This window comes from Sphingobium naphthae (genome assembly GCF_043589935.1).
GTDB lineage: Bacteria > Pseudomonadota > Alphaproteobacteria > Sphingomonadales > Sphingomonadaceae > Sphingobium > Sphingobium naphthae_A.
Genome location: NZ_CP171454.1, coordinates 514596 through 539687, shown reverse-complemented (window position 1 = coordinate 539687; position 25092 = coordinate 514596). Strand labels below are relative to the sequence as shown.

The 25092-nt window shown below is 62.5% G+C and carries 29 protein-coding genes and 1 pseudogene; 11 read left to right on the top strand and 19 right to left on the bottom strand.

Features of this window, described 5'->3' with window-relative positions; genetic code table 11:
* The first annotated feature begins 9 nt into the window (after window positions 1–9).
* From ACGGKE_RS02695 to ACGGKE_RS02675, 5 genes are read left to right on the top strand one after another with little or no spacing between them, the layout of a single operon-like run.
* Window positions 10–1203: a phospholipase A gene (locus ACGGKE_RS02695; RefSeq protein ID WP_394439853.1), complete on the top strand. Its 1194-nt coding sequence runs from the start codon at window positions 10–12 to the stop codon at window positions 1201–1203.
* Complete coding sequence (locus ACGGKE_RS02690) at window positions 1200–2309, top strand: ABC transporter permease (protein ID WP_037444205.1); 1110 nt, start codon at window positions 1200–1202, stop codon at window positions 2307–2309. The genes ACGGKE_RS02695 and ACGGKE_RS02690 overlap by 4 nt, the downstream gene beginning before the upstream one ends.
* Window positions 2310–2317: 8 nt before the next feature.
* Entirely contained in the window at window positions 2318–3094 is a 777-nt protein-coding gene (locus tag ACGGKE_RS02685; RefSeq protein WP_226949045.1) for an ABC transporter ATP-binding protein, read from the top strand.
* Window positions 3094–4029, top strand: a complete 936-nt coding sequence (locus tag ACGGKE_RS02680) for an MlaD family protein (RefSeq protein WP_037444199.1) — start codon at window positions 3094–3096, stop codon at window positions 4027–4029. Before ACGGKE_RS02685 ends, ACGGKE_RS02680 begins: the two co-directional genes overlap by 1 nt.
* Before the next feature lie 32 nt (window positions 4030–4061).
* Window positions 4062–4655, top strand: a complete 594-nt coding sequence (locus tag ACGGKE_RS02675; protein ID WP_020820686.1) for an ABC-type transport auxiliary lipoprotein family protein — start codon at window positions 4062–4064, stop codon at window positions 4653–4655.
* On the opposite strand, the gene ACGGKE_RS02670 is transcribed toward ACGGKE_RS02675, so the two are convergent.
* Window positions 4652–5221 carry a TetR/AcrR family transcriptional regulator gene (locus ACGGKE_RS02670; RefSeq protein WP_048575773.1) on the bottom strand — a complete coding sequence of 190 codons (570 nt, stop codon included), beginning with the start codon at window positions 5219–5221 and terminating at the stop codon, window positions 4652–4654. The genes ACGGKE_RS02675 and ACGGKE_RS02670 overlap by 4 nt on opposite strands.
* Window positions 5222–5282: 61 nt before the next feature.
* On the opposite strand from ACGGKE_RS02670, the gene ACGGKE_RS02665 reads away from it, so the two are divergent.
* Together ACGGKE_RS02665 and ACGGKE_RS02660 are read left to right on the top strand one after the other, a co-directional pair.
* A complete protein-coding gene (locus ACGGKE_RS02665) occupies window positions 5283–6206 on the top strand; it encodes an alpha/beta fold hydrolase (protein WP_048575774.1) in 924 nt (307 codons plus the stop codon).
* A gap of 13 nt (window positions 6207–6219) precedes the next feature.
* On the top strand, window positions 6220–6873 hold the full coding sequence (locus ACGGKE_RS02660) for a glutathione S-transferase family protein (RefSeq protein ID WP_048575775.1): 654 nt from the start codon (window positions 6220–6222) through the stop codon (window positions 6871–6873).
* A gap of 20 nt (window positions 6874–6893) precedes the next feature.
* Here ACGGKE_RS02660 and ACGGKE_RS02655 read toward each other — a convergent pair whose 3' ends face one another.
* A complete protein-coding gene (locus tag ACGGKE_RS02655; protein WP_394439846.1) occupies window positions 6894–7163 on the bottom strand; it encodes a LysR substrate-binding domain-containing protein in 270 nt (89 codons plus the stop codon).
* A gap of 86 nt (window positions 7164–7249) precedes the next feature.
* Here ACGGKE_RS02655 and ACGGKE_RS02650 point away from each other — a divergent pair.
* Window positions 7250–8612: pseudogene (locus ACGGKE_RS02650) on the top strand (IS3 family transposase).
* Between the two features lie 35 nt (window positions 8613–8647).
* On the opposite strand, the gene ACGGKE_RS02645 reads toward ACGGKE_RS02650, so the two are convergent.
* The 7 genes from ACGGKE_RS02645 to ACGGKE_RS02615 form a co-directional block, all read right to left on the bottom strand.
* Window positions 8648–9493 carry an NAD(P)/FAD-dependent oxidoreductase gene (locus tag ACGGKE_RS02645; RefSeq protein ID WP_394439844.1) on the bottom strand — a complete coding sequence of 282 codons (846 nt, stop codon included), beginning with the start codon at window positions 9491–9493 and terminating at the stop codon, window positions 8648–8650.
* A 241-nt stretch (window positions 9494–9734) separates the two neighbouring features.
* Window positions 9735–10286: a hypothetical protein gene (locus ACGGKE_RS02640; protein ID WP_053085621.1), complete on the bottom strand. Its 552-nt coding sequence runs from the start codon at window positions 10284–10286 to the stop codon at window positions 9735–9737.
* 733 nt (window positions 10287–11019) lie between these two features.
* Window positions 11020–11577 carry a lytic transglycosylase domain-containing protein gene (locus ACGGKE_RS02635; RefSeq protein WP_048575778.1) on the bottom strand — a complete coding sequence of 186 codons (558 nt, stop codon included), beginning with the start codon at window positions 11575–11577 and terminating at the stop codon, window positions 11020–11022.
* The gene (locus ACGGKE_RS02630; RefSeq protein ID WP_394439839.1) at window positions 11574–11978 is read right to left on the bottom strand and encodes a restriction endonuclease; all 405 of its coding nucleotides are present in this window, start codon (window positions 11976–11978) and stop codon (window positions 11574–11576) included. The genes ACGGKE_RS02635 and ACGGKE_RS02630 overlap by 4 nt, the downstream gene beginning before the upstream one ends.
* Complete coding sequence (mobF, locus tag ACGGKE_RS02625) at window positions 11890–15138, bottom strand: MobF family relaxase (protein ID WP_394439837.1); 3249 nt, start codon at window positions 15136–15138, stop codon at window positions 11890–11892. Before mobF ends, ACGGKE_RS02630 begins: the two co-directional genes overlap by 89 nt.
* Window positions 15135–17273, bottom strand: a complete 2139-nt coding sequence (locus tag ACGGKE_RS02620; RefSeq protein ID WP_048575781.1) for a type IV secretion system DNA-binding domain-containing protein — start codon at window positions 17271–17273, stop codon at window positions 15135–15137. Before ACGGKE_RS02620 ends, mobF begins: the two co-directional genes overlap by 4 nt.
* Window positions 17274–17445: 172 nt before the next feature.
* A complete protein-coding gene (locus ACGGKE_RS02615; protein WP_048575782.1) occupies window positions 17446–17745 on the bottom strand; it encodes a CopG family transcriptional regulator in 300 nt (99 codons plus the stop codon).
* Window positions 17746–18211: 466 nt separating this feature from the next.
* Between ACGGKE_RS02615 and ACGGKE_RS02610 the strand changes: the two genes are divergently transcribed.
* Window positions 18212–18535 (top strand): hypothetical protein, encoded by a 324-nt coding sequence (locus ACGGKE_RS02610; RefSeq protein WP_048575783.1) that lies wholly within the window; start codon window positions 18212–18214, stop codon window positions 18533–18535.
* A 165-nt stretch (window positions 18536–18700) separates the two neighbouring features.
* Here ACGGKE_RS02610 and ACGGKE_RS02605 read toward each other — a convergent pair whose 3' ends face one another.
* The 3 genes from ACGGKE_RS02605 to ACGGKE_RS02595 all read right to left on the bottom strand — a co-directional run bounded on the left by ACGGKE_RS02605 (window position 18701) and on the right by ACGGKE_RS02595 (window position 21084).
* A complete protein-coding gene (locus ACGGKE_RS02605; protein WP_048575784.1) occupies window positions 18701–19756 on the bottom strand; it encodes an SLOG family protein in 1056 nt (351 codons plus the stop codon).
* A gap of 81 nt (window positions 19757–19837) precedes the next feature.
* On the bottom strand, window positions 19838–20314 hold the full coding sequence (locus ACGGKE_RS02600; RefSeq protein ID WP_048575785.1) for a DUF736 domain-containing protein: 477 nt from the start codon (window positions 20312–20314) through the stop codon (window positions 19838–19840).
* A gap of 572 nt (window positions 20315–20886) precedes the next feature.
* On the bottom strand, window positions 20887–21084 hold the full coding sequence (locus ACGGKE_RS02595) for a DUF5818 domain-containing protein (protein WP_048575786.1): 198 nt from the start codon (window positions 21082–21084) through the stop codon (window positions 20887–20889).
* A gap of 54 nt (window positions 21085–21138) precedes the next feature.
* Here ACGGKE_RS02595 and ACGGKE_RS02590 point away from each other — a divergent pair, with 54 nt between their 5' ends.
* Both ACGGKE_RS02590 and ACGGKE_RS02585 read left to right on the top strand, forming a co-directional pair.
* Complete coding sequence (locus ACGGKE_RS02590) at window positions 21139–21621, top strand: hypothetical protein (RefSeq protein ID WP_231923294.1); 483 nt, start codon at window positions 21139–21141, stop codon at window positions 21619–21621.
* A gap of 292 nt (window positions 21622–21913) precedes the next feature.
* Window positions 21914–22063, top strand: coding sequence for a hypothetical protein (locus ACGGKE_RS02585; RefSeq protein WP_169800572.1), 150 nt, complete (start codon window positions 21914–21916; stop codon window positions 22061–22063).
* An 11-nt stretch (window positions 22064–22074) separates the two neighbouring features.
* On the opposite strand, the gene ACGGKE_RS02580 is transcribed toward ACGGKE_RS02585, so the two are convergent.
* The 7 genes from ACGGKE_RS02580 to ACGGKE_RS02550 all read right to left on the bottom strand — a co-directional run bounded on the left by ACGGKE_RS02580 (window position 22075) and on the right by ACGGKE_RS02550 (window position 25080).
* Entirely contained in the window at window positions 22075–22497 is a 423-nt protein-coding gene (locus ACGGKE_RS02580) for a putative toxin-antitoxin system toxin component, PIN family (RefSeq protein WP_048575788.1), read from the bottom strand.
* Complete coding sequence (locus ACGGKE_RS02575; RefSeq protein ID WP_048575789.1) at window positions 22487–22738, bottom strand: type II toxin-antitoxin system prevent-host-death family antitoxin; 252 nt, start codon at window positions 22736–22738, stop codon at window positions 22487–22489. The genes ACGGKE_RS02580 and ACGGKE_RS02575 overlap by 11 nt, the downstream gene beginning before the upstream one ends.
* 96 nt (window positions 22739–22834) lie before the next feature.
* Window positions 22835–23125, bottom strand: coding sequence for a hypothetical protein (locus tag ACGGKE_RS02570; RefSeq protein WP_048575790.1), 291 nt, complete (start codon window positions 23123–23125; stop codon window positions 22835–22837).
* 84 nt (window positions 23126–23209) lie between these two features.
* Window positions 23210–23725: a hypothetical protein gene (locus ACGGKE_RS02565; RefSeq protein WP_048575791.1), complete on the bottom strand. Its 516-nt coding sequence runs from the start codon at window positions 23723–23725 to the stop codon at window positions 23210–23212.
* Between the two features lie 76 nt (window positions 23726–23801).
* On the bottom strand, window positions 23802–24254 hold the full coding sequence (locus ACGGKE_RS02560; protein WP_048575792.1) for a hypothetical protein: 453 nt from the start codon (window positions 24252–24254) through the stop codon (window positions 23802–23804).
* Between the two features lie 88 nt (window positions 24255–24342).
* On the bottom strand, window positions 24343–24768 hold the full coding sequence (locus tag ACGGKE_RS02555) for a hypothetical protein (protein ID WP_394439828.1): 426 nt from the start codon (window positions 24766–24768) through the stop codon (window positions 24343–24345).
* Between the two features lie 117 nt (window positions 24769–24885).
* Entirely contained in the window at window positions 24886–25080 is a 195-nt protein-coding gene (locus ACGGKE_RS02550) for a hypothetical protein (protein WP_048575794.1), read from the bottom strand.
* Window positions 25081–25092: the final 12 nt, after the last annotated feature.

Genomic DNA, 25092 nt, shown 5'->3' with positions numbered 1-25092 from the left:
ATCCGATGGTTGCTGGCGACAGCGCTCCTTGTGCCCGCCGCGGCGCAGGCAGCGCCGGTAGCGGTGCTCGTCCGGGACGCGGGCGAACAGGATGCAGAGGGCGCTTTGCTCGTCGATCTGCGCTTGCTGAACGAGGGCGATGAACCGCAGAGCTTCGCGCTCCCTGATCGGATCGAGGCCCGGGTCGAACGGTCGGGAGATATCCGGACGGTCTGGCTCGAGCGCGCCCGCGATGTGGCGGACCATGTGATCATAGCGCCCCGCGGATTCGAGCGCGCCCGCTACCGCCTGGCAGCCCGTGATGGGCAATCCCTGGACCTGGCCCGGCTTTCCATCCCCGCCTGGAACGTCAGCCAGATCGCCATGATACCGCGCCCTGCGGCGCCGGCATCGCATCTCGCCGAGGCGCACACGCCTGCGCCGGTTCCGCCTGTGCGAGCCCCTGCTCCCACACCGCCGCCTTCGGATCGCAGGGCGGGCAACGCCTTCCTCGCCAACCTGTCCGGCTACGAACCCATTTATGCGGTCTATGGTCCGGACACCAACAGCGAAGCCCGGATCCAGCTCAGCTTCAAATATCAGTTGTTCGGAAGCCGCCGCGCGGAAGGTCTCCCGCAAAGCTGGCGCGATGGACTCCATTTCGCCTACACGCAGCGCATGTTCTGGGATCTGGGCGCGGACTCCTCGCCTTTCCGGAACATCGATTTCCAGCCCGAGATATTCTATCTTACGCCCTCGACCACACTGGCGAGCGGCGTGTCCCTGAGCGCACAGGGTGGCATCCGGCACGAGTCCAACGGCCGGGACGGCGAGGCCTCGCGGAGCATCAACAGCATCTATCTGGCGCCCATGGCCGCCATTCCGCTGGGCGGCGGCTATCGCCTCTCTATCGCGCCGCGCCTCTCCCTCTTCGTCGGGGACAAGTCCGACAATCCCGACATACGCCGGTATCGCGGCAACACCGGTCTTTTTATGGAGGTCGGGGAGGATAATGGACTGCGCCTCTCCACCTCCACCCGCTTCAATATCGGCAGCGGAAAGGGCGCGCTGTCCGCCGACCTGTCCTATCCGCTCCGCCGTATCCTGGGCGGCGGGCCGGACTTCTACCTCTTCGGTCAGAGCTTCATCGGATATGGAGAAAACCTCCTCGACTATGATCGAAACACCAGGCGTCTGCGCGTCGGGATCGCGCTGATCCGATGAAGGCGGCGACATGGACGCTGGTTGAAGAAGACGGTTCCTTGACCCTCCACGCCGAGGGCGACTGGACGGCCCTGACCCTTGACCAGGCGAGCCGTCAGCCGCTGCCGGCTGTGGGAGGACAGCAGGCGAACAGGATCGACGTCTCCGCCCTCGGGAGGATCGACACGACCGGCGCCTTGCTGCTCCTTAAACTGATGCCCACCGACGGCGAGATCCTGTTCGGCACACGTGACGATGTGCGACGTCTGGCCAACCTCGTTGCGCCGGGCATGACGCCTCACGAGGATAGCCCGCCCCCCCGTGGCTACCTGACCGGGTTCTTCGCGCGCTTCGGCCAGCAGATCATTGAAATCGCTCACGACGCCTATGCGATGCTGGTTTTCACCGGTCAGATGATCCTTGCTCTTGGAGGCACATTGTTACGCCCCAGGCGATTGCGGGTCACACCGCTATTCGCTGTCATGCAAGAATCAGGCATCAATGCCTTGCCGATCGTTTTCATCATGACGTTTTTCATCGGTGCGATCATCGCACTGGTCGGCACCAATCTCCTCACCAGCCTCGGAGTGGAGATTTTTACCGTCGAACTTGTGGGCGTCGCTATCCTCAGGGAGTTTGGCGTCGTCATCGCCGCTATTCTTCTGGCGGGCCGCTCGGCCTCTGCCTTCGCGGCACAAATCGGCTCCATGCGGATGAACCAGGAAGTGGCCGCCATGCAGGTCATGGGTGTCGACCGGTTCGATGCCCTCGTCACGCCCCGTATCCTCGCCGCGCTCGTCATGATTCCGCTCATGACGTTCGTGGGCGACCTGGGCGGACTCTTGGGAGGGCTTCTCGTAAGCTGGGCCACCATCGACATCAGCCCCTCCTTCTTCGTCACCCGTCTCGCGGAAACCGTCAGTATCAAGCATTTCTGGATCGGCATGGGCAAGGCCCCGTTCCTCGCCCTGCTGATCGCTGCCGCGGGGTGCCGCCATGGAATGATGGTGGGAGGAGACGTCCAGAGTCTGGGCCGTCATGTGACGTCCGCAGTGGTCCAGTCTGTTTTCCTCATTATCATGTTCGATGCCATCTTTGCGGTGATCTTCATGGTGCTCGGCCTGTGAGCGGGTCCGTGAACAACGGTCTGGCCGATCCGCTCGCGATCCGGGTGACCGGTCTGCGCACCGCATTTGGTGACAAGGTCATTCACGACAATCTTGATCTCGAAGTCAGGCGTGGTGAAATACTGGGCGTGGTCGGCGGCTCTGGATCGGGCAAGTCGGTCCTTCTGAACACTATTCTTGGCCTTCAGCAGCCCGACGCCGGACACGTGGAAGTTTTCGGTGAGGATATGGGCCGGTCGCAGGGCGATGTTCAACGGCGCATCGGCGTCATGTTCCAGCAGGGCGCGCTCTTTTCCTTCCTGACCGTGCTTCAGAATGTCGAGGCTCCGATGCTGGAGCATACCCGCCTCGCGCCGGGGTTCATGCGCGAAGCGGCGCGCCTCAAGATCAGGCTTGCCGGCCTTCCCGCCCATGCCGCCGATCTTCGTCCGGCCGAACTGTCGGGCGGCATGCGCAAGCGCGCTGGCGTTGCAAGGGCGATCGCACTTGATCCCGACATATTGTTTCTCGATGAACCCACCGCAGGTCTCGACCCGATCGGCGCCGCAGAATTCGACGCGCTCATCCGCGATCTGCGCGATACGCTGGGCCTCACGGTCTTCATGATTACCCACGATCTCGACACGCTGTACGCGGTCTGTGATCGGGTCGCCGTCATCGCCGATCGAAAAATCGTGACCACGGCCCCGCTTCACGAGCTGGAGCAATCGGATCATCCCTGGATCAGGGATTATTTCCTTGGGCCGCGCGGCCGCGCTGCGGCAGAACAGCAGGATAGCATTTGATGGAACGGCAGGCCAATTACGCGCTGGTAGGCGCCATCTCGACACTGCTGCTGATTGCCGGCGTGGTGTTTGTCGTATGGCTGGGCGGATCGCGTTTCAGCAATGAATATGACCGATACAGGATCATCTTCGAGGGCCCTGTTCGCGGCCTCAGCGTGGGCGGGGATGTCCAGTTCAACGGTATCAAGATGGGTCAGATCGAACGGATCAGGCTCGACGAAGACAATCCCAACCGGGTAATCACCGACATATCCCTGCAGGCACGCACGCCGGTTCGCCGCGATTCTCTGGCATCCACCGAAACGCAAGGCATTTCCGGCACGAGTATCGTCCAGATCAGCGCGGGCGATCCGCAACAGCCTCTCCTGCGCGAGGCCGAGCGCTCCCACCGGCCTGTTATTCGAAGCAAGCCGAACGCCATGTCGTCGCTGATTCAGGGCGGCGGCCAGATGGTCGAAAGCGCGACCAGGGCGCTCAACCAGGTCAACAAGCTCATCTCGGACGAGAACATCGCCGATCTGAGCGCGACGATAAAGGATGTACGTCTCACCATGGGCGAGCTCGCCGAGAATCGCGCCATGTTCGATCATGCCGGGTCCATGCTGGCAAAACTCGATTCCGCTGCCACCGATATCGAAGCGTCAGCGGCGCTCATTCGGGAAATGGGCGAGGGAGACGGACGCCGGACACTCGCGGAGATGTCGGAGGCGGCGACCGAGCTCAAGGCCGCAATCGGCGAAGCGCGCGGCACCCTCGCCCATATCAACCGGCAAAGCGAGACAATCGGAACGACCACCCTCCCCGCCGTCAATGCCGCGATGCATAGCCTGCAGGAGACATCCGAATCGCTCGATGGGTTCTTGCGCGAAATACGCCAGAATCCGCGCCGTGCGCTCACCAAGGACAGTGGACAGGAACTGGAGCTACCCCGATGATGTGTTTTACGCGTGGAGCCAGGATCGCGATCATGACCGCTGTCCTGCCGCTGGCCGGTTGTGTCTCCGTTCTGAAAAGCGGACCGCCCGATAACCTCTATCGCTTCGGCATCGTCGAAGACCCGGCGCATGAGGCCCCCATAATAGAGCGGGATAAAAAGCCTGTAACGCTGGGGCGCGTCCGGTTCGCTCCCGAGATCGACGGTGACCGCATATTGACGGCTCATGGCGACACCGTCCTCTATATCAAGGATGCGCGCTGGGTTGCGCCAGCACCGGACCTGTTCACCCAGGCGGTGATGCGCCGTTTCGAACAGGCGACCTCTTCTGTTCGCCTCCTGCCCGCTGCCGCCCGGGGCAACGGCGCCCCGCTCCTGCACCTGACGATAGATCGTTTCGAAGCGGATTATCGCGGAAACGCCCAAAAATCCGACGCTCCGACGATAAGAGTGAGCGGCTCAGCCACCCTTGTCGATTCCGCCAGTCTTCAACCGATCGCAAGCCGCCGCTTCACGGTCGATGAGCGCGCATCCGCCAGCAGCCAGTCAGCCATCACTTCCGCGTTCGATCGGGCCGTATCGCACTATACGCTCCAGATCCTGGAATGGTGTGAGGTTGTGCACTAACCTCGGACCAACTGCGCCGCTGCCTCACCAGCACTCTCCATATAACTCGGGTCTCGATGAAGCAGCACGACGGCAAATGCCCCGTCGAGCAGAAGGATGATCTGGCGCGCAAGACGCCGGGCCTCGTCTGGTGGGCGCACATCTGCAAACAGCGAGCACAGCCAGTCCTCTACGCGCTTCTTGTGCGTGCGTCCTGCAAGGATCGCAGGGTGCCCCGGCAGGTGGATCAGCTCAACCGATGTCCGCAGGAACCCACAGCCCTTCCATTTCGGATGCCGTGCGGAAGCCGCAAGATTGCAAAAGATGCCTTGCACCTTGTCGGCCGTGCTGCCCACCGTTTCAGTGAACCAGCGCTGGAACAGCGCAAGGTTCGGCTGGTCTCGCGTTTCCAGATACGCCGCGATCAGATCGTCCTTGCTACGGAAATGGTAATAGAGCGTCCGCTTGGTCAGGCCCGCCTTCTCAGCGACGGCATCGACGCTGACGGCGCGGATTCCCTCGGCGTGAAAGAGCTTGCCGGCCGCCTCGATAATTCGATCGCGTGTGGGCACATCGGTTCTGGTCATACCGCAATGTATACCGACCAGTGAATATACTCAAGCGATCGCTCCGCATATCATATCCGTCATGAGCAGCTTGACTTCGCACTCCACGACTATTGACGGGCAAACGGTTGAACTTTCCTGCCCTGACGGGGTGCGTCTCGGCGGCCATCTCTGGCGCGCGAACAAGGCCCATCCCATCGGAACGGTGATCGTGAATCCGGCCACCGGCGTCCTCGCCCGCTATTACCATAGTTATGCCCGGTTCCTTTCCCGGCACGGGTTCGACGTGCTCACTTACGACTATCGTGGCATCGGCTTGTCGCGACCCGAGCGTCTGAGAGGCTGTGGCTATCGCTGGCGCGACTGGGGCGAGCGGGATTTCGAGGGCGCTATCAGATTTATCGGACAGCACGGCCGAAGCGACCAGCTGCTTGTGGTGGGCCACAGTATAGGCGGCTTTCTGCCGGGACTTGCTGACAGCGCCGGGCGCATAGCGCGCATCCTGACTGTCGGGGCGCAATATGCCTGGTGGGGCGACTATGCCGCCCGTCGCCGACTCCCTCTCTTCCTCAAATGGCATGTGGCGATGCCTGCGCTGACATACGCTTTCGGCTATTTCCCTGGTCGCAGGCTGAACTGGCTTGAAGACCTGCCGGCTGGCGTAGCGCATGAATGGAGCTTTCGCGGGTCACGGTTCGAGCGTAGCTACCCGCCCGACGAGCGGCAAAGTGTGCTGGAGCGCATGGCGACCGTGTCCGCCCAGGTGCTGGCTGTCAGCGTTTGCGATGACGAGCTTGGCACACCGGCCGCGATCCGCCGAACGCTTGAATATTACACCGGCGCCGAGCGGACGTCGGTGCTGCTTCAGCCATCGGATTACGGTCGCGAAGAGATTGGGCATTTCGGCCTGTTCCACGACAGCCATGCCGCTGGATTCTGGCTCGATACCCTGATGTGGCTGCGCGACGGCCGCAATCGCTGGCCTGACCATGCCATTGCCCGCTGAACTGGAGGGTCAAATGCATCGTCTCTACTATTCGCCCGGAGCCTGTTCGCTCGCCGTCCGCATCGTTCTGGAAGAAATCGGCCAGCCCTATGAGACAGAGATCCGCTCCGCCAAAAATGGCGAGGGGACGTCGACGGCGGACTATCTGGCGCTCAACCCCAGGGGCCGGGTGCCGGCGCTCACTGGCGTTTCCGGTGGCTCCGGCGGCGCGCCCGACCTGCTGACCGAATCCGTCGCCATCCTGCTGTTTCTGGCTGGCAGCTATCCCGAGGCGAAACTCGTGCCTGCCGATGCTGCCGCCGAGGCGCGATGCCTGGAATGGCTGAGCTGGATCTCCGTCGATCTCCACGGCGTTGGCTACAGCCAACTCTGGCGTCCGCACCGCTTCGTGCCCGACCCCACGCTGCATGAGGCGGTCAAGGGCAAGGGGTTGGAGAACATCCGCGCCGCCTATGACCATATCGACCGCATCCTGTCCGATGGCCGCGACTGGGCCGTCCCTGCCCGCTATACTGTCGTCGACGCCTATCTTAGCGTGTTCTGGCTCTGGGGCCGTCGCATCGGCCTCGACATGGAGGCGGGTTGGCCCAATTGGGCGCGGCTGATGACCAAGGTGCTGGCGCGCCCCGCCGTTCGGCGGGCGATCAGCCTGGAAGCTATGGGCTGACATGGAGCGCTTCACGCCGCTCAGCAGGCGCTGCTCGAAGTCAAATGATCGAGCAGGCTAAGCGCGGCGGGAGTCAATGCCGTCTCATCTCGGACACAGACCGACAGTTGTCGCGTTGCCCAATCGTCTGTAAGCGGCGCGAAAGCCATCCGCGTCGAGCGCTTCGCGCGCCGTGCCGCCGTTTCCGGCACGATCCCGATGCCGACACCTTCGCCCGCCATACGGCAGATGCCGTCGAAACCGCGAAGCGTCAGACGCAGCTTGATCTTCGCTCCCAGCCCGACGGACACGTGTCCGCCGTCAGCACCAATGGCACAGATTTGAGGTTGTGATTTAAGGAGGGTTGGGGCTTCGTCGTAGTGACGAAGGAACGAAGATGAAGGCTCAACCCTCCTTGAAAAAATCGCCGACAAAGGCCCCTGCTGAGCGAGTTGTGAAGGATATTCGGCGCCAGACCCGTCGCCACTTCTCGGCTGAAGACAAGATCCGCATCGTGCTCGACGGGCTGCGTGGCGAGGACAGCATTGCCGAGCTGTGCCGCAAAGAAGGCATCGCGCAGAGCCTGTATTACACCTGGTCGAAAGAGTTCATGGAAGCGGGCAAGCGCCGCCTGGCTGGTGATACCGCCCGTGCCGCGACCACTGGCGAGGTGCAGGACCTGCGCCGCGAAGCCCGCGCCCTGAAGGAATGCGTGGCCGACCTGACGCTGGAAAACCGGCTGCTCAAAAAAAGCATGATTGCGGATGGGGGCGACGAAGAATGAGGTATCCTGCATCCGAGAAACTCGAGATCATCAGGATCGTCGAGCAGTCGCACCTGCCCGCCAAGCGCACCCTGGACCAGCTAGGCATCCCCCGCCGGACGTTCTACCGCTGGTATGATCGATACCTCGAGGGCGGGCCTGAGGCGCTGGAAGATCGGCCATCGGCGCCGAGCCGTGTGTGGAACCGCATCGGCGACGACATCCAGGACCAGATCGTCGAGATGGCGTTGGATTACAGCGAGCTGTCACCGCGCGAACTGGCGGTGCGCTTCACCGACGAGAAGCGCTACTTCGTGTCCGAAGCCACGGTTTACCGCCTTTTGAAGGCCCACGACCTGATCACCAGCCCGGCTTATGTCGTGATCAAGGCCGCCGATCAGTTCCACACCAAAACCACCCGGCCGAACGAGATGTGGCAGACTGATTTTACCTACTTCAAGATCATCGGCTGGGGCTGGATGTATCTGTCGACCGTGCTCGACGACTTCTCGCGCTATATCATCGCCTGGAAACTGTGCACCAATATGCGCGCCGAGGACGTCACCGACACGCTCGACCTCGCGCTCAAGGCCTCGGGCTGCGACAGCGCCACCGTGCTGCACAAGCCCAGGCTGCTCAGCGATAATGGCCCCAGCTACATCGCGGGTGAACTGGCGGAATATATCGAGGCCCGGAACATGAGCCATGTGCGCGGTGCTCCGATGCATCCCCAAACCCAGGGCAAGATCGAGCGCTGGCACCAGACCCTGAAAAACCGCATCCTGCTGGAAAACTACTTCCTGCCCGGTGACCTCGAGGCCCAGATCGAGGCCTTCGTCGAGCACTATAATCACCAGCGCTACCACGAGAGCCTGAACAACGTGACGCCCGCCGACGCCTACTTCGGCAGGGCCGAGCCATCATCAAACAGCGCGAAAGGATCAAGCGGAAGACCATCGAACATCGGCGCTTGCAGCACCGCAAGCTCGCCGCTTAACATCAACCCCCAGACGAGGCCCGCACTCCGCTAATTTACGCCGCGAGTTGTGCCGAATGTTCTGACGACGGACAGAGCCAGATCGCGGCGGGCCGCGCTTGCGTGCCCGCGCACCATAACACGACAGCGGCGTCGATCCGCTCATCGCCCAGAACGATCCCGTCCGCATCCACGAGCGTGACCGCCTCGCCCAGACGGACCTCGACGCCGAGCGAGCGAAGCGCGCCCGACGCATAGTCTGGCAGATCGCCGGGAAATGCGCCCAGGACATGCTGGCCAGCCTCGCACAGGACGATGCGGGCCGATTGGGGATCGATATGCCGGAAATCACGGGCGAGAGTGGTCCGTGCCAGTTCAGCAATGGTGCCGGCCAGTTCGACACCGGTCGGACCGCCCCCGACGACTACGAATGTCAGGAGCCTCGTCACCTCCGCAGGATCGTCGCATTGCTCGGCGCGTTCGAACGCGAACAGCAATCGGTCCCGAATCGACAAGGCGTCATCGATCGATTTCAGGACCTTTGCGTGGTCCGCCCACTCGTCACGGCCGAAAAAACTGTACGCCGCGCCAGTGGCAAGGACCAGATAATCGTAGCGGAGCGTTCTGCCGTCTGCGAGTTTCACGACCTGCGCGGTCGGTTCGACGCCAGTCACATCGGCCATCAGGACGCTCGCATTGCGGTTTCGCCTCAGGAGCACCCGGCTCGCCGTGGCGATATCAGCCGGCGACAGGGCCGCTGTCGCGACCTGATAAAGCAATGGCTGAAAAAGATGGTGATTGGTACGATCGACGAGGAGTACATCCGCATCCGCGTGCTTTAGCGCTTTCACAGCCGCCATTCCGCCAAAGCCGGCGCCCACGATCAAAATCTTCGGTCGCATCCTAAATTCTCATAGCCATTCCGACGAGCCTCCATCTTCGCTTCTGTAATCACGTCCATTGCTGGGATTTGCAACCGACCGCGCCGATCGCCCCGATTCGGTGGAACTGACAATCCCGGTGGCATTCTATTTGCGATAAGCCGCCAGTTGCCAACATATCGGGTAAGCACCGTTGGTTCGGCCTCATGAAACATGGCCAGGTGGATAGGGCAGCCGAACAGAACGATTCCAAATATTCACCTTAGCCGTTTGGCATTACACGCCGCATGAACGCGTCGAGTAATGGCACCGTAAACGCGGTATCTCCATGGGCCGGACTGTAAAGCATCCCCTTGGCGATCAAATTGTTGCGGGTCGGCGCCACGCTTGAAACCTTCACGCTCATCGCTTCGGCCAGTGCGCTCCGCGTCGCGCTATCGACATCCCCTCTGTGACAGGGAATATCAGCGGCATCCCAACTGTGCTTCTCCCATTCCTGGAAGAAATACGGATATCCTTGCGTTCTATCCACGATAGCGCTCAGCGCAATATCTTCGATCGTTTCACCTTCCCGTTCAATCGGGAGGCAGATCGCATCTCTAGCAGACACATTGTCGAGCAGCCCGATCGCAACAAATTCGAAAAGGCGTTCTGCATAGGATTTGGCGCGCCCCATTCGACCAATAAGCTGAGGCAATCCTGCAGCGATCATCGTCACCGGCAACTGCTTCTGCCTCGCCCGGCGCAAAGCGCTGGTCAACGCCGCAAGCTGCGCTTCAGGCACGTATTGCACCTCATCGATCACCAGTTCCATCGCCGAACCCCATTCCCGTGCGGCCTTCCCTATCGTGACTATCAGATCCGAAAGATCCGCTTCGAGATCGCCCCCTCTGAAGCCTGCTTCTCTCGGTGGAGCCGCAGCAGCGCCGCCCGAAGCGCCGAACGAGAATGCCGGGGAGAGATCGGTTCTCAGGCGCTTCGATCATAAAGATCGACGTCCCCTCCACCTCGGCGGCATCCCGCATCGTCACCAGCAACACGGTCTTGCCGACACCGCGAAGACCGTAGAGGACACTGGGACGCGCGGCGCGGCCCATGCGAATGCGATCCAGCGCGACAGCGTTGCGGTTCATTCTGCCCCAAAAACGCCAGATCTGGGGTAATACGCGGCACGGTCTCGTCACCGGCGATGACGACTGTCATGCCAAGCCGCGTGATATCGTAGAGCTTGCGGCGAAGTACCGACAGCGTTTCATCGCGGGCCTCCCCCTCAGCCCTGGTGCCGAGGACGATCAGCTTCTACCCACTCTCGCGCCAGACCTCGGCTAGTTTGACGCCCAGTTGAGTGTTTGCCTTCGCCAGAGCGACAACATGGTCGAGGATTGACTGACCTGTTCATCTCGCGTGGCCCACCCGAACACATACGCTGAGATAGTAGCGCCGAGCTCATCACCAATGCCGTCCAGCAATGGCAGCCTAGGATACCAGTCACCCAGGAAACGGCGACACTGCCATATCCGGCCACCGGTTCCCGCTTCTCGTCGCCCCTATCTCGGTGCGTCGATACCGGTTGCTGCGAACACCTTCGGTCCGAACCTCACGCGCATGTGGGTTGCGACCTTTGTTGCATAGGCCCGCTGTCGCCAGGCGGTGGGGCTGTGATAAGTGCCGATGGCCTTCCAATAGTCGCCTGTAGCCTCCAGTCCGGAGATGAATATCCAGCGCGCCGCTTCGACATTGAAGCAGGCATCGTAGCGCAGCCAATGGCGGACCTGATGCTCGGACCTGCCGATGAGGCGGGCGATGCGGGGCACCCACCATGAGTTGATCTGGAGCGGTCCCAGGTCATGCGTTCCGTTGGTGTTGGCGATTTCGGCTCCGATCCAGCCCGCCTCCTGCTTGCGCAGTCCCCAGAGGGTCTTTTCGAGCCAGCCATAGCCCCGCGCAGCAATGCGGATGCAGCGCGCGAGCTCGGCCGCCTCCGCCGATCCTCCACGCTGTGCCAGTGCGGGCGTTGGCGCGAGAACAAGCGAGAGCGACAAAAGCGAGGCGATGCCGATATAATAGCGGGGTCGCTGCGATCGTGAGCAGGACAGCGCGTTCATGACGACGTCCGCCTGAAAGCGATGGTTTCTCTGGGGCGACGAGGTTCACACAGGTCAGGTAAGAACGGCGCCCCCGTCAACAGGGCGAGCAGTTTCTGGCCTGACACGATCTGGATACCCGTCGCACCATCGACAACGGCGCGACTCATCCCGCCGGTGCGGCCGGTATGAATGAACAGGCCGCGCTGCCTTCTGGTGGCGCAGAGCTGGGCAAAGTCCCAGACATGTTCGGGCCTGATGGCGTCTTTGTAGCGCTTGGCCTGGATCAGGAAGCGTATTCCATCGATGATGACTTCGCCGTCGACGCCGCCGTCACCCGTATAGCGGCAATTGCGGATGACGCGGTGCCCGCGCCGCTCGAAGGCTTCGAGCAGCAACTCCTCGAACGCGAGCGGGTCCATGGCGCGGAACCGCGCATAATGGAGCGCGACCGGCTGATCGCGGTCCCGCCCCCGCAGTTGCTCGCACATCTCCCGGGCCTGCCGCCGTCGCCATCGATGGCGGATGGGGATGCGGTCGTGACGAAAGAGAAGCGCCAGCAGTGCGGTGCAGAGGATCAGAATGAGAACAAGATTCAGATTCATGGGTAACCCTCCTATCGGTCGTGTCCGCTGCCATGATCGCCATGGTCATGCTGCGGTTGAGGTGCTGGCTGGTGAACATGATGGGGCGCGCTGCCACGCTCGGTGGATTCGGGCGCGCGATCGCGATCGAGAGTGCCGCGCAGGAAGCGGTCGACCAAAACGGCAGCCTCTTGCGCGCGACTGGCAAGGCTGTCAGCGAAGCCCGGCGGGCCTGTGTTACCCGCCCCTGCCGGCGCTGTTCGCGCTCGGCGTTGCGTTCGTCCCGTTCGCGGGCATTCGCCTCGCGCGACCGATCGTGGCGTTCCTTGTGGCGCGCGCCCCGCTGCTTGTGGCTGTCGGCCTTGAGCCGGCCAAGCCCTTCGAGCGTCGAGGTCTTCTCGCCCGAGCGCGACGCCAGCTTGGCCGCAAGACGTGTCACATCCTCGGTCCACAGCTTCACACCATAGCGAGCGCGGGTGATCGCAGTGTAATAGTTCTGGCCGTTGACCAGACCGGATTCGACCGGCGCCAGCACATAGGTCCGCGGGTAGCTTTTCGACTGGGAGGAATAGACAGTTTCCGCGTAGCCGTGGTCCCAGGTCCTATGAGCGGACAGGTCCACATCCTGCACACGCTCGCCGCGGTCCCATTTGATAGTGGCAATCGTCCCGTCGAAGGCCAACACAGTGCCACGCTCGGCGTTCTTGACGCCGATATCCTTGTTGACGAGCCGCCACTGGATGCGGTCCCCCTCGCCGAGCTGGCGCTGCTCGGTCAGGAAGACGTTGACGTGCGCCGCTTTGCCAAGCCGGGGATTCCATTCAATCTGACGGCCATGCTCGTCGGCCAGGCGCACGACCTGGCGGCCATTATTATTCCGCCCAATCCCGACCACGCGATATTCCGCGTCCCGGGCGATTCCGAGACCCGCGTAGTCGCGCGCAAACTTGAGCACCTGGCCTTCAGTGTAGAAGCGGGCGATCTGCTTTTCCTGATCTGTCATGCCCGCCGGCGTCAGGACTTCGAGCCGGTGATCATTGGCCGCGACCGCGCCCTCGCGTTTCAGCACTTCGCGGATGTGGCTGTTGACGATCAACCGGGTCGCATTGTCGAGCACAAGGATATTGGTGGCATTGCGCGCAGCGGGCCGCAGCCGGGTCCACTCGACGACGATATCCTTGGCGAGAGCCTCTGCGGTCTCCCCGGTGTTCACACGATCGAGCGCGGCAAGCGAAGCCGCATAGTCGCCCTTGCGCGCCATCGCCACCGACTCTTTCGTCGTCCTGGTTTGCTGGCGCATGGGATCGAGAAGTTGACTGGTGGGCAGTCCCAGCTGCTGAAGGAGCCAGAACGCCTTGCCCTGCTCGATCGCACCGGTCTGCTTGTTGTCGCCAAGCAGGATGAGCCTCGCGCCGGTCGCGCGGCTGATCTCCAGGATGCGCAATGCCTGACGGTTACCGAGCTGGCCCGCCTCGTCGAGCACAAGAATATGCCTGTCGGTGATATTATGGCCGCCACCGGCGAGCAGTGAGGCGACCGTGCGGGATTCGATATTTGCCTGGTTACCCAGTTCTGCCGCTGCCGAAGACGTCGGCGCAAGTGCGATTGTCATGTAATCGTCGCGGGTCGCATCGACCAGCGCGCCGACCAGGGTCGATTTTCCTGCGCCCGCGACGCCGTGGATCGCGACAAGACGGTTGTTGCCCGTACCGATCCCTTCGAGCGCGCGCGCCTGCTCTTGCGTCAGACCGGCAGCAACCGCGGCCTCTGCCAGCCGCTCGGAGCTGGCGACGGGAGAGGCATCGCCCATGGCGAGCGATAGATGTTCCGACAGGGCCAGTTCCAGTTTCGCGGTCCGCCGCGACGAGCGTCCCCGTGGAAGCGGTTGATCGCCGGTCTGGCGTACTGTGCGGAGCAGCTTGCGATCGGCTTCCTGAGCATCGAATATCGGACGCACGTCACCGAACCGGACCTCACCGACATGGGAGGCGAGCGCGGTGCGGTACAGCCGCCCGATATTGTTGACCGCTTCACGCGTCTCGCTTTGCCGGATTCCGAATAGCGCAGCGCGGCGGGCGACGCCCGGATCAGTCTCGATCGTGCGTTCGCCGCGCTCCGCGACGGCCGCCAGGAGCTTGTCGAGATCCTCGCGCCAGGGTTCGGCACGTTTGTTCCACCGCTCCTGGAGGTCCTCCAGTCCGATCTTTTCCTTGGCTTTGCGCGTCTCGAAGAAGGATATGCGCCGAGCAGCCTGTCCGGTGAGGCAATGTTCCTTCGCATGGGCGTTTATCTCCTCTGCCCGCTGCGAATATTCGCGGATCATTTCGCCGGGGACGCCGGCTACCTCGAACAGACCGCGGCGCGGATCGAACACAATCTCGTGACCGAGCTCACGCACGTCATGGGCTAGTTCGTTGCGATAAATCTGCCCAGTAACGAGCTGTTCCGCGAACATCGAACGCGTCTCGAGGCTCGACATCCGGTCGCCACGAAGATGGTTGGTCATGTTGAGGACGACGACATGGGTATGAAGGTGCGGATCGAGGTCGCGGCTCGCATGTTCGGTGAAGCGGGCGAAGAGAAGCCGGCCGGTCGTTTCATGGACGATCTCGCCCTCGACGCGGCGGCGCAGTTCGGCATGCTCTTCAAGATGGGCCAGCGCGACGCCAACCGCCCGTTCATGCGCTGCGATGATCCGCTCGTCGCCCGTCACCAGCGCCAGGATCGAGATCGACTTGGGGGCGCTGATGTTGAAGTCCCAGCCGGGATGGTGCTGGATACCTTCCTTGCGGCGCCGACCGAGTTGCTGGTCGCCGACCTTGCCGGCCAGCAGTTCCTCGAACTGTTTGGGATCGACCTTGCCCGACAGGCCGAGACCGGGAGCAAGCTTGCCACCCCATTCAGACGGTTCGTCGCCGCCCTTGGTATAATAGTCGCCGATCGTATAGTAGCGGCTGATATTGGCGGCCGTGCCCTTGAGACGGCGGGGATGTATCATGCCGGCTTCGCCTTCTCGCGCGGTCCTTCGGACCGGCCATGGCTATCGAGCGATACGCGAAGGGTCCCCCGCCGCGCGCCCAGCAGTGGGATGGGCGTCGCGACCACGTCGTCCGCATCAGCATGGTCCTCGATCGGCAAATCGCCCTCGCCCATGTCGGGATCAGGATGATCCGGAGGTATTGTGCTTTTGTCGTGACCGGCCGCCTCTTCGGGGATCGGCACACCGGTCGTCTCGTCCACGGGTGGAGGATCGTTCGGGCGGTTGAAAAAGTCGCCCTGCGGCTTCCCGGGTGTCGGTCTTGCGCCTTGGTCCGATGAAGCCTCTCCTTTCCTAGCGGCCGTTTGTCGTGCTTGCGCCGCCCGGCGACTTTTCCGTGTCTCGCATATGATCTTCTCGCCGATCGGCAGTCGCTTGGGCGGTTCGTTCCGTTCGATGAAGGCGGGTGCGACCGTTGGCAGGAGATTGAAGCGATCAGTGAAGCGCACGACGGGGAGGTTGCGACCGAACCGGAGAAACCCCGAAAGGTTGGGCAGGTGGTTGACCTCGGTGTCCATCACCAGCGGGCGGGTCACCTGCATACGGCTTAAGTTCACCCCGTCGCGCATGTCGTTGACGCCGTAGGACATGCCCTCGTTCGCCTCGACTTGCTCGACCCGGCCGAGATTCTTGGAGATGAGTTCCGAGGTATCGGAATCGTTGGCCCGGAGCGCCACCCAGGTCGAGCAGTAGCCGGTGATGGCGGCGGCATCCTCCTTGCCGTAGGTGGCATTGAGCTGGGGATAGGACTGGAACCCCAATATGCCGCAGCCCCCATATTTGCGCGCACGGGCCAGGAAGTCGGATAGCGAAGGAAGCTTCTGAAGCGTCGGCAACTCGTCGATCACGCAATAGAGCCGCCGGTTGCGATCGGGCGTAAGGCTCATGATCGCGCTGATCGCGATATCGAGCCAGACGGTGATGAGGGGACGCAGCGAGGGAAGCTGGTCGGCCTTGACGGTCACGAACAGCCAGCTGTCGTCCTTCTCGTCCTCGACCCATTTACGGATCGAGAAACCGTCCACCGTATCGTCAAGATAGGAGAAACTGCGCATGACCGAGGCGAGCTCGGCCTGGACGCCGGCAGAAGTGCGCTCCCCTTCCGAGGAGATGAACGCGGCGGCATCAGTGCCCTTCACATAGGCGGCGAGGTCCGCGACCGGGGAGCGGAGCACGCGGTCGAGCAGGATCGAGATGAGGGTGTGCTTCTGCCGGGCAAGCTTGCGCAGGACCGCGACCAGCGTACCGCGTGCTGCCTTCGACCAGAAGGGATCGCCATGCTTGTCGGGGATGGTAGATTCCGCGATCTGGTCGTAGTGATACTCCTGCGGGACATCGACCCAGGGGCTCCAGATGTCAGTGCGCTTGTCCAGCGGGTTAAGGAGGATGTCGCGTCCGGGGCGGTAGAATTTCTCGACGAAGCTCCCGGCGGTGTCATAGACGATGGCCCGCTTGCCCTGCTTGCGGATCCCAGCGAGCATGGTGGTGATGAGGTTGGTTTTCCCCGTGCCGGGGGCGCCGACAAGCAGGATATGCTCCGGCTCGAAGGCCTCTGGCACCGCGACGCCGCCGATGTTGAGCGCCCCTTTCTTCTGCCCCCGGAGAGCACGGCGGACTTCCGAGATCGTCCCAAAGCGGGCGCCGCGAATATATTCGTTGGACCCGAGGCCGCGTCCTGTCCGGGTAAAATAGAACCAGGCGAAAACCAGCGCGGCGAGTGCCCCCATACCGGCAATGGCCGCCCCATGGATGAGGTCGGTTTCGAGTTTACCGAGCGCCTTCTTACCGACGCGGGATTCGATAAGGGCGTCGGCCGACGTCCAATATTCCCGACCGTCCGGGGTGCGGAACAGCATGGGGTCACTGGTTCCTCGCGCGGTATCGGCCTTGAAGCTGGCCTCCGCCATCTTGACCAGAACGAAACGCTGATACTCGCTCGACTTCTCGAAGGCATACCAGCCAGTCCCCATCGCCCACAGGACGATCCCCGCGACCACGGTCTGGAAGAAGACCTGGGTGGTCATCCTGACATTGTGGACGATCGCCTGACCACCGCGGGTCCATGAGCCCAATGTGTCGTTACGGAAGATGCTCATGATTGCGCCCTCCCCCGAACAGAGGCATCCGGGACCGCCTGATCCTTCAGTTCGGGGTGAGACCCGGACGGCAGAAGGAAGCGATCGCCGCCATCGCCACCGTGGCAGGAGCCTCTAGTGGGGGACAGGGAGCCGACAAGCGCGCCCGTGACGGGGGTATCCCCACGCCCGCTCATGGCTGGTCCTCCGGCCCGAGCAGGCCCTTCGCTTCGAGCAACGCTTTGGCGTCGGCCATGCCCTGCTCGAGCGCTTCGGGCGACCGACGGCGTACCGATGCCGCGACGATCGAGAGTGTCTGTATGACGCAGGAGAGGATTTCGTCCTGCGTCGTATAGACGTAGCCGCCGCGAGGGTCGGCGGCCTGGTCGATCGCAGGGCGGAGGAGTTCGGCAACGCTGATGCCGACTTTACGAGCACGGCGCTGCAGCCGCTCGCAAAGCGCATCGTCTATCCGGATTGTGATCCTTGCCAACGTGGGCGCTCCATCAGGAGCTTCGGCAAGGAGATCACGACGCAGCCGCAATATAGCGCGGATGGACGGCAATCACAATAAAATCGACGTGGCAGACGCGTCTGCCAGCAGAAAACGGCGGAAATGCTGGGGGTTTGGGACGCCGCTTTCTGGGGCGGCAGACGTGTCAGCCACTTTTGTGGTTTTTTGGCTGACGCGTCTGCCAGCGCAAGGCACTGATTACAGGGCCGTTTTCGGCCACAGCACCCGTGCGTACGGTGCATTACAAACCGCGCAGCGCGTGCGTCGCTTGCCCGCAGCGACAGCGTCGCTGCGTCATCTCTACCGCTGCCGGGCGCACCCTTGCGGTTTCGGTCGATGTGGGGGAATTTGCCGCGCTATGCGGCGGGGGTCGCTTGTGGCGCGTGTGCGCCTGTGCGACAAGGCGGGCGTGACGAGTGGGCCAGCCTGAACAAGGAAACTGGTCATGCCGAAAATGTCTGAACGCGATAAGCTCGCCGATCTGGAAGCGCGCGAGAAACGTATTGCGAGCGAGATTGCCGCAACGCGCCAGAGGCTGCGCGATCGCTATGCGGGAATCGTCACGGCGCTGCCGGTCGAGCAAGTGTCGGAACGCGAGTTCCGCGACGTGCTGGGCCATGTGTTGCGGCTGGGCGGTGCTGCCGCGCTGGCCGCGCTCAAGGGGGCATCGGTTGCGCCCGATGCCTCCCGTTCGGGGAAAGCGCCAACGGCCCAAGCGCCCGCGAAGGGAGACAACGGCGCGGCTGCCGTTCCCGGCGCGGGGACGTGAGACTGTCGGCCCTTCCCTTTTTGGGTTCCTCCCGCCGCCGCGCCGTCAGGCGCGGCGGCGTCCGGTGGCACGAAAAAAGGCCAGCGCGCTGGAAAGCGCGCCAGCCTTGGCGGGGGTGTCGCAATGTGGGGCGCGGCGCTTGAGGCAGCGCCGCGCCGTCTCGTGTCAGCCGTAGCGGCGCGCTCGCCTGAACGTGTCCGAGGGCTGGAATATATCCTCCGCCCGGTAGGTGTCGATAGTGTGCGGTCGTTGGGGCTTGGGCTTATCCTTCGGCCAGTGGAAAGCGTGAATGGGAACGCCCTGCTTCCGCATGGTCTGGTAAAGATTGGCCTGTATGCCCGATCCCTCGCAAAGCACGGCTTCGACCGGACGAAGTTCGGCTATTTTCTTGTTGCGGGTGAAGGCGGGTTTCTTGCCGCCGCCATAAAGGCCGAAAGCGACAATCGGCACACCTTCGCGCGCGGCCCATGCTGCCGCGATGGCATCGGCCCCCTTGCGCTGCCCGGTCGTCACAAGCGTCATGTGCGGAACGCGCGCCTTGATTTCGGTCAGCTTCGTCCAGAGGGGTTCCCATTCCTCCCATATGGCGGGGCCGGAAAAGACGACAACCGGGCCTTGCGGATGGTGCTGTTCCCGCTTGGCGAGGGCGCGTTCCCGCAGGAAATCAACCGCGCTGATATAGCTTGCGGTCGTTACGGATGACGCCTTGCTACCCTTGGCCGGTGCCCATGCGCGACGCCAGCAAGCCTTATACATGGCGGCGGCGTAGTCGCGCATTGTTTCGATATTGGCGCGCTGCTCGGCAAGCGACTGGCATTGAAGCTGCGTATCCTCAAGGTCTTTGTTGAATACCTCGCTCGGCTCCATGCGCCGTGTCATGTCTAGGATTTTGCTGGCCAGGTCATCCTCTTGGCGTTTCAGCGTTCCCGCGACGAATTGGAAGCTGTTGACGATGCCCCAAGCGACTTGCGGGGCCAGGGGGTCAAGGCGTGTGTCGGTGAATAGGCAGTAAAGCGACGTGATAAGTTCGCCGCAAACCTTCTGCGCGGCAAACGGCTCGGGCATGTCATGTTCGCCCGGTTCTTCGCCCGGTTCAATGATCGAAAGGGGAAGCGGGTCGCCAAACGACGCTTCAAACTCCGGCGTTGCGGTTTCCTCCGCGATAAGTTCCGACAAGTCGGCAAGTGTGCTAACGCTTCTCTTAGCTGACTTCTTGGTCATGGGTCACTCCTGATGGCAGGTTGATCGGTCAGGGTCCGGGGAAGCGTTGCTGCGCTCCCCCGGCCCGTCTCGGCCTAGCGGCTAGAACTGGACTTCATCGTCCAGATCGGCGGCGGCGCCTTGGCTGGACAGTTCGCCGTTTTCATTGGCGGTGCTGTCCCCGAAGCCGTAGTCGTCACCGCCGCCGCGACCGGAAGGTGCATCGTTGCGCGACGTGCGGAGGGTAGGCCCGAAATCGTCGCGTTCCTGCCTGCGCCATGCTGCGCGGAAGCCTTCTTCAATCGAGCCGAAAAGCGCGATGGGGAGGGGTTCGGGCATAGACGGATCGTCCACATGGCCTTGATAGAATACCTCGCCCGTCCGCTTTGCGACGGCTGCCCAGAGCGCGCCGACCTGCACGACGCGGCCGCCGACATTGGGGGCGATGATCTCAAAAGCGGGGGCCAGTTCGTTTTCGCTTTCGACCGGGCGCAAGGCCAGCTTGGGCAGGTCGATGGTGCGGGTAGCAATCCAGCCCAAAATGCGCCCCTTGTTCAACTTGAACTCACCGATATTCATTGCCTTTACTCCTATATGTGCCTCCGGGGATCATTCCCCGTCTGCACCTATACTTATACCACCTCCCCTTTATTTGTTATATGTCATTGTTTTCTTGACAGTATTTCATCGTGTCTGGTGAGCCTGAGCCAAGAAAAAGGCCGCGGTAGCGGCCCGAACAAGGAAAAGCATGGCGAAGCCATTCCTTCCTGATCACCTGAGGAGAAGCGGGTGCCTGTCTGTCATCGCATCCGGAGCCGCCTTCGCCGGGGCTCAAGGGTCAGGGCTGGTCCGGGCAAGCAAGGGACGTCGCGCTGCGCCCTAGTGGAGGTTGAAGAAAATGGGCCTGCCGACACCTTTGGGACAGGCAATTCCGTCGGCAGGCCCATTTTCTTCTACCGGAGCTTGGGCGGAGGCAGCCCTTGCTTGCCCGGACCAGCCCTGGCACGCCGAGACCGTGCGAAGCGGCGCAGGATGCGATGACAGACCTGCTCCGAGGGTGATGGCGGGCCGAGGCGTCCTCGCCGAGGTCCGCAGCGACGGTGCCGCCGGCGCGACGCTCGAAGACCAGCGCCGGGCGCGCCGCCAAGGTGCTAGGCCGGCCCCATCCAGAGAACGTCGAGGAGGATGCTGCTGGCCTTGCGTGCCTCGACGATGACGGCAGTATCCAGGAGCGGCGGGAAATCCTGCGCGCCCCTGAGCCGCCAGACGTGGCCATCGTCCATCTCGAGGAGGAAGCCACGCGCGTTGCGGCGAAGACGGCCATGGAGACGCAGGGGTGCAGCCGCCATGGACACTGCGCGGGAGGATGGCCGCTGTGGGCGGCCCCTGCGGAGGAAGAAAGCATGACGAAAGTCCTTCAGCATAGGAGGTTTGAGAGCTTGATTGCGTTCTTTTTATGTTCTAGTAAATGGTTGAAAGGACGTTTCTCCATGATCGCGGATTATCTCACCACCTTCGATTTTAACATGCCACTGATCGATGCGGTGAACGACTCCGATCTTACCGGCGTGCGTAGCGAACTCGCCGCCCTCGCTCTGGGGGAAGGCCTGGATTCCGGCTACTATGAGGCGCAGGAACTGGCAGAAGCCTTTCTCGATGCGGCTCGCGAAGCCAATGCGGAAATCACCGATCCGAACAGCCCGGCGCGCAACCGTCTGGTTGAGATTCACGATCACGGGTCTTCCTATCAGCGCCGTCTGTTCGACAAGGTTGCGCCCCTGCCGCTGGCTGATGCCGCAAGCGATCTGGTCTGGCTCGCTGCCCTGATGCGCGATCGGGCAGACATGTATCGCCCGGTCGAAGCGGCCCGCCAGTCGACGCGCTGATCCCGCACACCTGACCTCGACATCCGGTAATTTCACACGAACCGACTGGCAACTAACGCTTGATCGGGCTAGGGGATGTGCGTCTGCCGGTGGTGGGCCGGAGCGTTGAAACTCCGAGAGATAGAGTCGGCTGCATGCCTTTGCGGCCGGATGGCCTGTACTATGTCCAGGCTCCGGCTAAAAATTCAGGCACGCGTCTATCTTTCGCGTTTTCAACCGTCCGGCTCAGGGGCCGGCATCCTCCACAAGGAGGGTGCCCGCCGACTGAGCGCGGACTAGCGGAGAACCAAAGATGACGGATGAAGCACCTGGGTTGGAAAACGCTATCAAGCACATGGAGGCGGCTCTTGAATGCCTCGTCGATCCCAAGGACCAGGTGGTGGCGATGCGGCTGTCGCATGCGCTGGATTTGGCCCGCGAGCGGCTGCTCGAAGGGGCCTGAGGCTGTGCCGCCTATGCGGAAATGCGTTTCAGCATGTCCGCGGGCGACACGATCGTGGGGGCAGGCAAACCTTGAACCTCAAGTAAATCCCGGTCCCCACTCACCAGCCAGCGGGCCGATCCGGCAATGGCGGCGCGGATAAACATATCATCGTCGGGATCCCGGCTGCTGACCGGGAGAGGATCGCTGTTCAGTTCCACCCAGTCCGCGATAGCGCTGAAATCGTGCAGGATCTGGTTCCGACGCTCGATCGTCAAATATCTGTCGAACTTCGGACGCCAGAGCCGGGATCGGAATTCCTCGAAAGTGGGTTCGGCGAAGATCAGCCGGGCATTAGCGATCACCCAGTGGGTCACTCTGGCAGGGGGCGATTCCGCCGAAAGCGCGGCGCTGATGAGGACATTCGTATCGAGAACGAAAGCGTCACCCTTCATCGGAAAGCAGACGCTCCAGTTCGCTGTCGGTCAGGCCCTTGCGCGCAGCCTCGCTCGCGGTTTCGCGTAGCGTGCGGGCAAGCCTGTCCGCGTAGAACTCCCGCATCGCCGCGTAATCCTCCGGGGAAACCATGACGCCGACCACCCGGTTGCGGCGCGTAACCCGCACGGGCTCGCGCTGAACCCGGTCGATCAGTTCGCCGAAGCGGGTTTTGGCTTCATTGGCCGTAATCGTCTGCATAATACCTCCATTCGATCGTATCGATCGAAACGATCGATTCAATATCTAGAGATGAAACGCCCGCCTTTCAAGCGGTGGACAACGGTCCGCAAAGGATCAGAGGTCCATGAAGCGAAGCTGTTGCAGAGTTCGGAAATTGGCATCGCGCCGAGCCTCGGTGTGGCAGGCGCAACGGCCAGTGTCGGTCTCCTTGATGCCGGTCGAGAGGCAAGGATAGGTTTTTCCGGCGCGAGAGCCGGTCATGATTCGAGCGGTCGAACGGCAGTCCAGGCGACGATCAAGGGCGTAACCGATATCGCGCAGCCGCCGCTCGATGTCGTCGAGAGTGACAGGGTGCCAACCCTCGTCGACGCGAGCGGCAAGCTCATTGGCAAGGGCGGGATTCATAAGCGAATGTCCTTCGATTGATGGCCCTGCGTGCCCGTGTGGGCCAGGAGTTTTCGCGAAAGCCCCGGCGTGGTCACCGTGATGTCAGTCGAGGCGGCCGGAAGTTAGAAAGGCCATCCGTTTCGCGTTGCTGGACAGGACGGCAAAGCGGTTTTCGGCTCGGAGAAAGACGACGATATAGCGTCCACGCTCGCACAAGTGACGGATGTTGGCCCGGCTGCCTTGGCTGGACCCATCCCAGATGACGAAGCCGGCCCCTGCCAGGCCAGACATTTCGCGGTCTTTCGCGTTGTGGAAGGCGCGCGTGCCGGAAGGTGCGTTGGCTCTCACGTGTTGGACAGGCCAGTGCCCGAGATTGTGCCGGGGGCTCGTGTCGCTGCAAAAGACCGTGACATGACGCACGCCGCAATCGGCAAGGAACCGCTGGACAGCCGCGTCCGCACCGCGTGCATCCCCGATAACGACGGGCAGCGCCTGGTCGACGATGGCGCAGAGCCGCTCCTTCACGACGGTCGGGAGGTGCCGGATCGACAGGGATCCCGAAATGAAGACCGGCGGCGTTCGAGACAGACTACCCGAAGCGTGGTTGGCAACGTGCATGGCTGGTGGACTCCCAAATGGACCTAACCACCATCCCTCCTCCTTCTCTTCGCGCGGCTAAGACGAGGCCCGCGGACTATGCACCGTCCCGATGCCGCAGTTCGCGGAATTGCCGCAAAAACTCCGCCTGATCGGGGTATCGCGCAATCCATTCGGCGCGGGGGATCAGAAACCCGGCGGCGATCAGCCGGCTGCGCAGGTCCGCGGTGACGATGTCCTTGAGGCGCTCGGGCATCTCGAGCGGAAACGTGTGAAACTGGCATAGCCAGGATAGGTCGTCCGGCTCCTGATGATGCCGGAAATACTCGGCGTCGAAGAACAGCTCGGCGTTCACGACCTGATTATTCCTGATCTGCACGACATATTGGCCGCCTGGCGGCGTCGTCGCCAATTTGGGGGCCGATACCTGCCGGGCGTACCATGCGCGGGCGGAGGCGAACGCGATCCCGCAGGCACGACCGTAGACGGCATGGAGGGTCCAGCTTACCGGATGTCCGGCGGAGCCGAGATGAAATGTGATTTCCTGCATGGCGCAACTCCTGTGAAGAGCAGAGGCAGCGCCTCGCCCCGATGCGACCCACTTCCCGGATTGCGTGCATCCCGCTGACGCGAGATCGTCATTTCTGATATTTGGCGATGATCCGCCGAGCGAGATGCTCGATTTCTCCGCGGTCGGCGGTTTCGGTGCAGTCGCCCGGAAAGACCGTGAAGTCGTCCGACGCCGCACTGCCTTTGCTGACGTATATCCGCCAGACGTTACGACGCAGTTCGGCCTGTTCCCTTGGCTCGGTCCCTGGCATGAACATATCCGCCCACCGGCGCTCGTCGGGGTGGTCCGAGAGGTCGGTCCAGTCTCCGAGCGTGCCGAAGACCGTAAAGCCGTCGACCACGGCGTGATGCTCGCGTGCGGCGCGGCGTTCGGCCTCGCGCCTGGGTGCGTCGCGTCTCTCCCTGGCCTCCGCCTGCTTCCACCGAAGCGATGCCAGGCCGTCTTCGAGGCCCTTGATGATGTCGGGCGCCACGGCTTCCTGCCGCTTGGGCACGATGTAATAGTCGCGCGACCGCGATCTGTTCGGCGCCATAGCGCGCGAGGGTCAGCAACGCCTGGAGTTCGGTTTTTGACAGCGTGATCCGAAGGCCGCTGGTCATGACGTGGGTTTTCATCGGCGGCGCTCCTGGTGCCAGGGTTGCAGGCCCGCGAGCGGGAGCTTGTGTTCCCGTGTGGCGTGGTGGCGGTCTTCCGAGAAGAAGCCCCAATGGCCGGTCAACGAGTATCGCAGGAAGAAGAGCTTCTCGCCCTCCTCGGTCCTGATCCACATGCCCGGCTTGATGGGATATTGGGCGGCAGCGTCCATTGGCGTAGCTCC

What these genes read in the sequence shown, in the direction of transcription:
- ACGGKE_RS02605 (WP_048575784.1), bottom strand. Translation starts at nt 19,756, where the DNA reads ATGACCAAGAAGTCAGCTAAGAGAAGCGTTAGCACACTTGCCGACTTG.
- ACGGKE_RS02600 (WP_048575785.1), bottom strand. Translation starts at nt 20,314, where the DNA reads ATGAATATCGGTGAGTTCAAGTTGAACAAGGGGCGCATTTTGGGCTGG.
- ACGGKE_RS02550 (WP_048575794.1), bottom strand. Translation starts at nt 25,080, where the DNA reads ATGGACGCTGCCGCCCAATATCCCATCAAGCCGGGCATGTGGATCAGG.
- mobF (WP_394439837.1), bottom strand. Translation starts at nt 15,138, where the DNA reads ATGATACATCCCCGCCGTCTCAAGGGCACGGCCGCCAATATCAGCCGC.
- ACGGKE_RS02575 (WP_048575789.1), bottom strand. Translation starts at nt 22,738, where the DNA reads ATGCAGACGATTACGGCCAATGAAGCCAAAACCCGCTTCGGCGAACTG.
- ACGGKE_RS02665 (WP_048575774.1), top strand. Translation starts at nt 5,283, where the DNA reads ATGAGCAGCTTGACTTCGCACTCCACGACTATTGACGGGCAAACGGTT.
- ACGGKE_RS02620 (WP_048575781.1), bottom strand. Translation starts at nt 17,273, where the DNA reads ATGAGCATCTTCCGTAACGACACATTGGGCTCATGGACCCGCGGTGGT.
- ACGGKE_RS02590 (WP_231923294.1), top strand. Translation starts at nt 21,139, where the DNA reads ATGACGAAAGTCCTTCAGCATAGGAGGTTTGAGAGCTTGATTGCGTTC.
- ACGGKE_RS02670 (WP_048575773.1), bottom strand. Translation starts at nt 5,221, where the DNA reads ATGACCAGAACCGATGTGCCCACACGCGATCGAATTATCGAGGCGGCC.
- ACGGKE_RS02645 (WP_394439844.1), bottom strand. Translation starts at nt 9,493, where the DNA reads ATGCGACCGAAGATTTTGATCGTGGGCGCCGGCTTTGGCGGAATGGCG.
- ACGGKE_RS02565 (WP_048575791.1), bottom strand. Translation starts at nt 23,725, where the DNA reads ATGCACGTTGCCAACCACGCTTCGGGTAGTCTGTCTCGAACGCCGCCG.
- ACGGKE_RS02640 (WP_053085621.1), bottom strand. Translation starts at nt 10,286, where the DNA reads ATGGAACTGGTGATCGATGAGGTGCAATACGTGCCTGAAGCGCAGCTT.
- ACGGKE_RS02610 (WP_048575783.1), top strand. Translation starts at nt 18,212, where the DNA reads ATGCCGAAAATGTCTGAACGCGATAAGCTCGCCGATCTGGAAGCGCGC.
- ACGGKE_RS02585 (WP_169800572.1), top strand. Translation starts at nt 21,914, where the DNA reads ATGACGGATGAAGCACCTGGGTTGGAAAACGCTATCAAGCACATGGAG.
- ACGGKE_RS02595 (WP_048575786.1), bottom strand. Translation starts at nt 21,084, where the DNA reads ATGGCGGCTGCACCCCTGCGTCTCCATGGCCGTCTTCGCCGCAACGCG.
- ACGGKE_RS02560 (WP_048575792.1), bottom strand. Translation starts at nt 24,254, where the DNA reads ATGCAGGAAATCACATTTCATCTCGGCTCCGCCGGACATCCGGTAAGC.
- ACGGKE_RS02635 (WP_048575778.1), bottom strand. Translation starts at nt 11,577, where the DNA reads ATGAACGCGCTGTCCTGCTCACGATCGCAGCGACCCCGCTATTATATC.
- ACGGKE_RS02570 (WP_048575790.1), bottom strand. Translation starts at nt 23,125, where the DNA reads ATGAATCCCGCCCTTGCCAATGAGCTTGCCGCTCGCGTCGACGAGGGT.
- ACGGKE_RS02660 (WP_048575775.1), top strand. Translation starts at nt 6,220, where the DNA reads ATGCATCGTCTCTACTATTCGCCCGGAGCCTGTTCGCTCGCCGTCCGC.
- ACGGKE_RS02580 (WP_048575788.1), bottom strand. Translation starts at nt 22,497, where the DNA reads ATGAAGGGTGACGCTTTCGTTCTCGATACGAATGTCCTCATCAGCGCC.
- ACGGKE_RS02630 (WP_394439839.1), bottom strand. Translation starts at nt 11,978, where the DNA reads ATGGACCCGCTCGCGTTCGAGGAGTTGCTGCTCGAAGCCTTCGAGCGG.
- ACGGKE_RS02675 (WP_020820686.1), top strand. Translation starts at nt 4,062, where the DNA reads ATGACCGCTGTCCTGCCGCTGGCCGGTTGTGTCTCCGTTCTGAAAAGC.
- ACGGKE_RS02690 (WP_037444205.1), top strand. Translation starts at nt 1,200, where the DNA reads ATGAAGGCGGCGACATGGACGCTGGTTGAAGAAGACGGTTCCTTGACC.
- ACGGKE_RS02680 (WP_037444199.1), top strand. Translation starts at nt 3,094, where the DNA reads ATGGAACGGCAGGCCAATTACGCGCTGGTAGGCGCCATCTCGACACTG.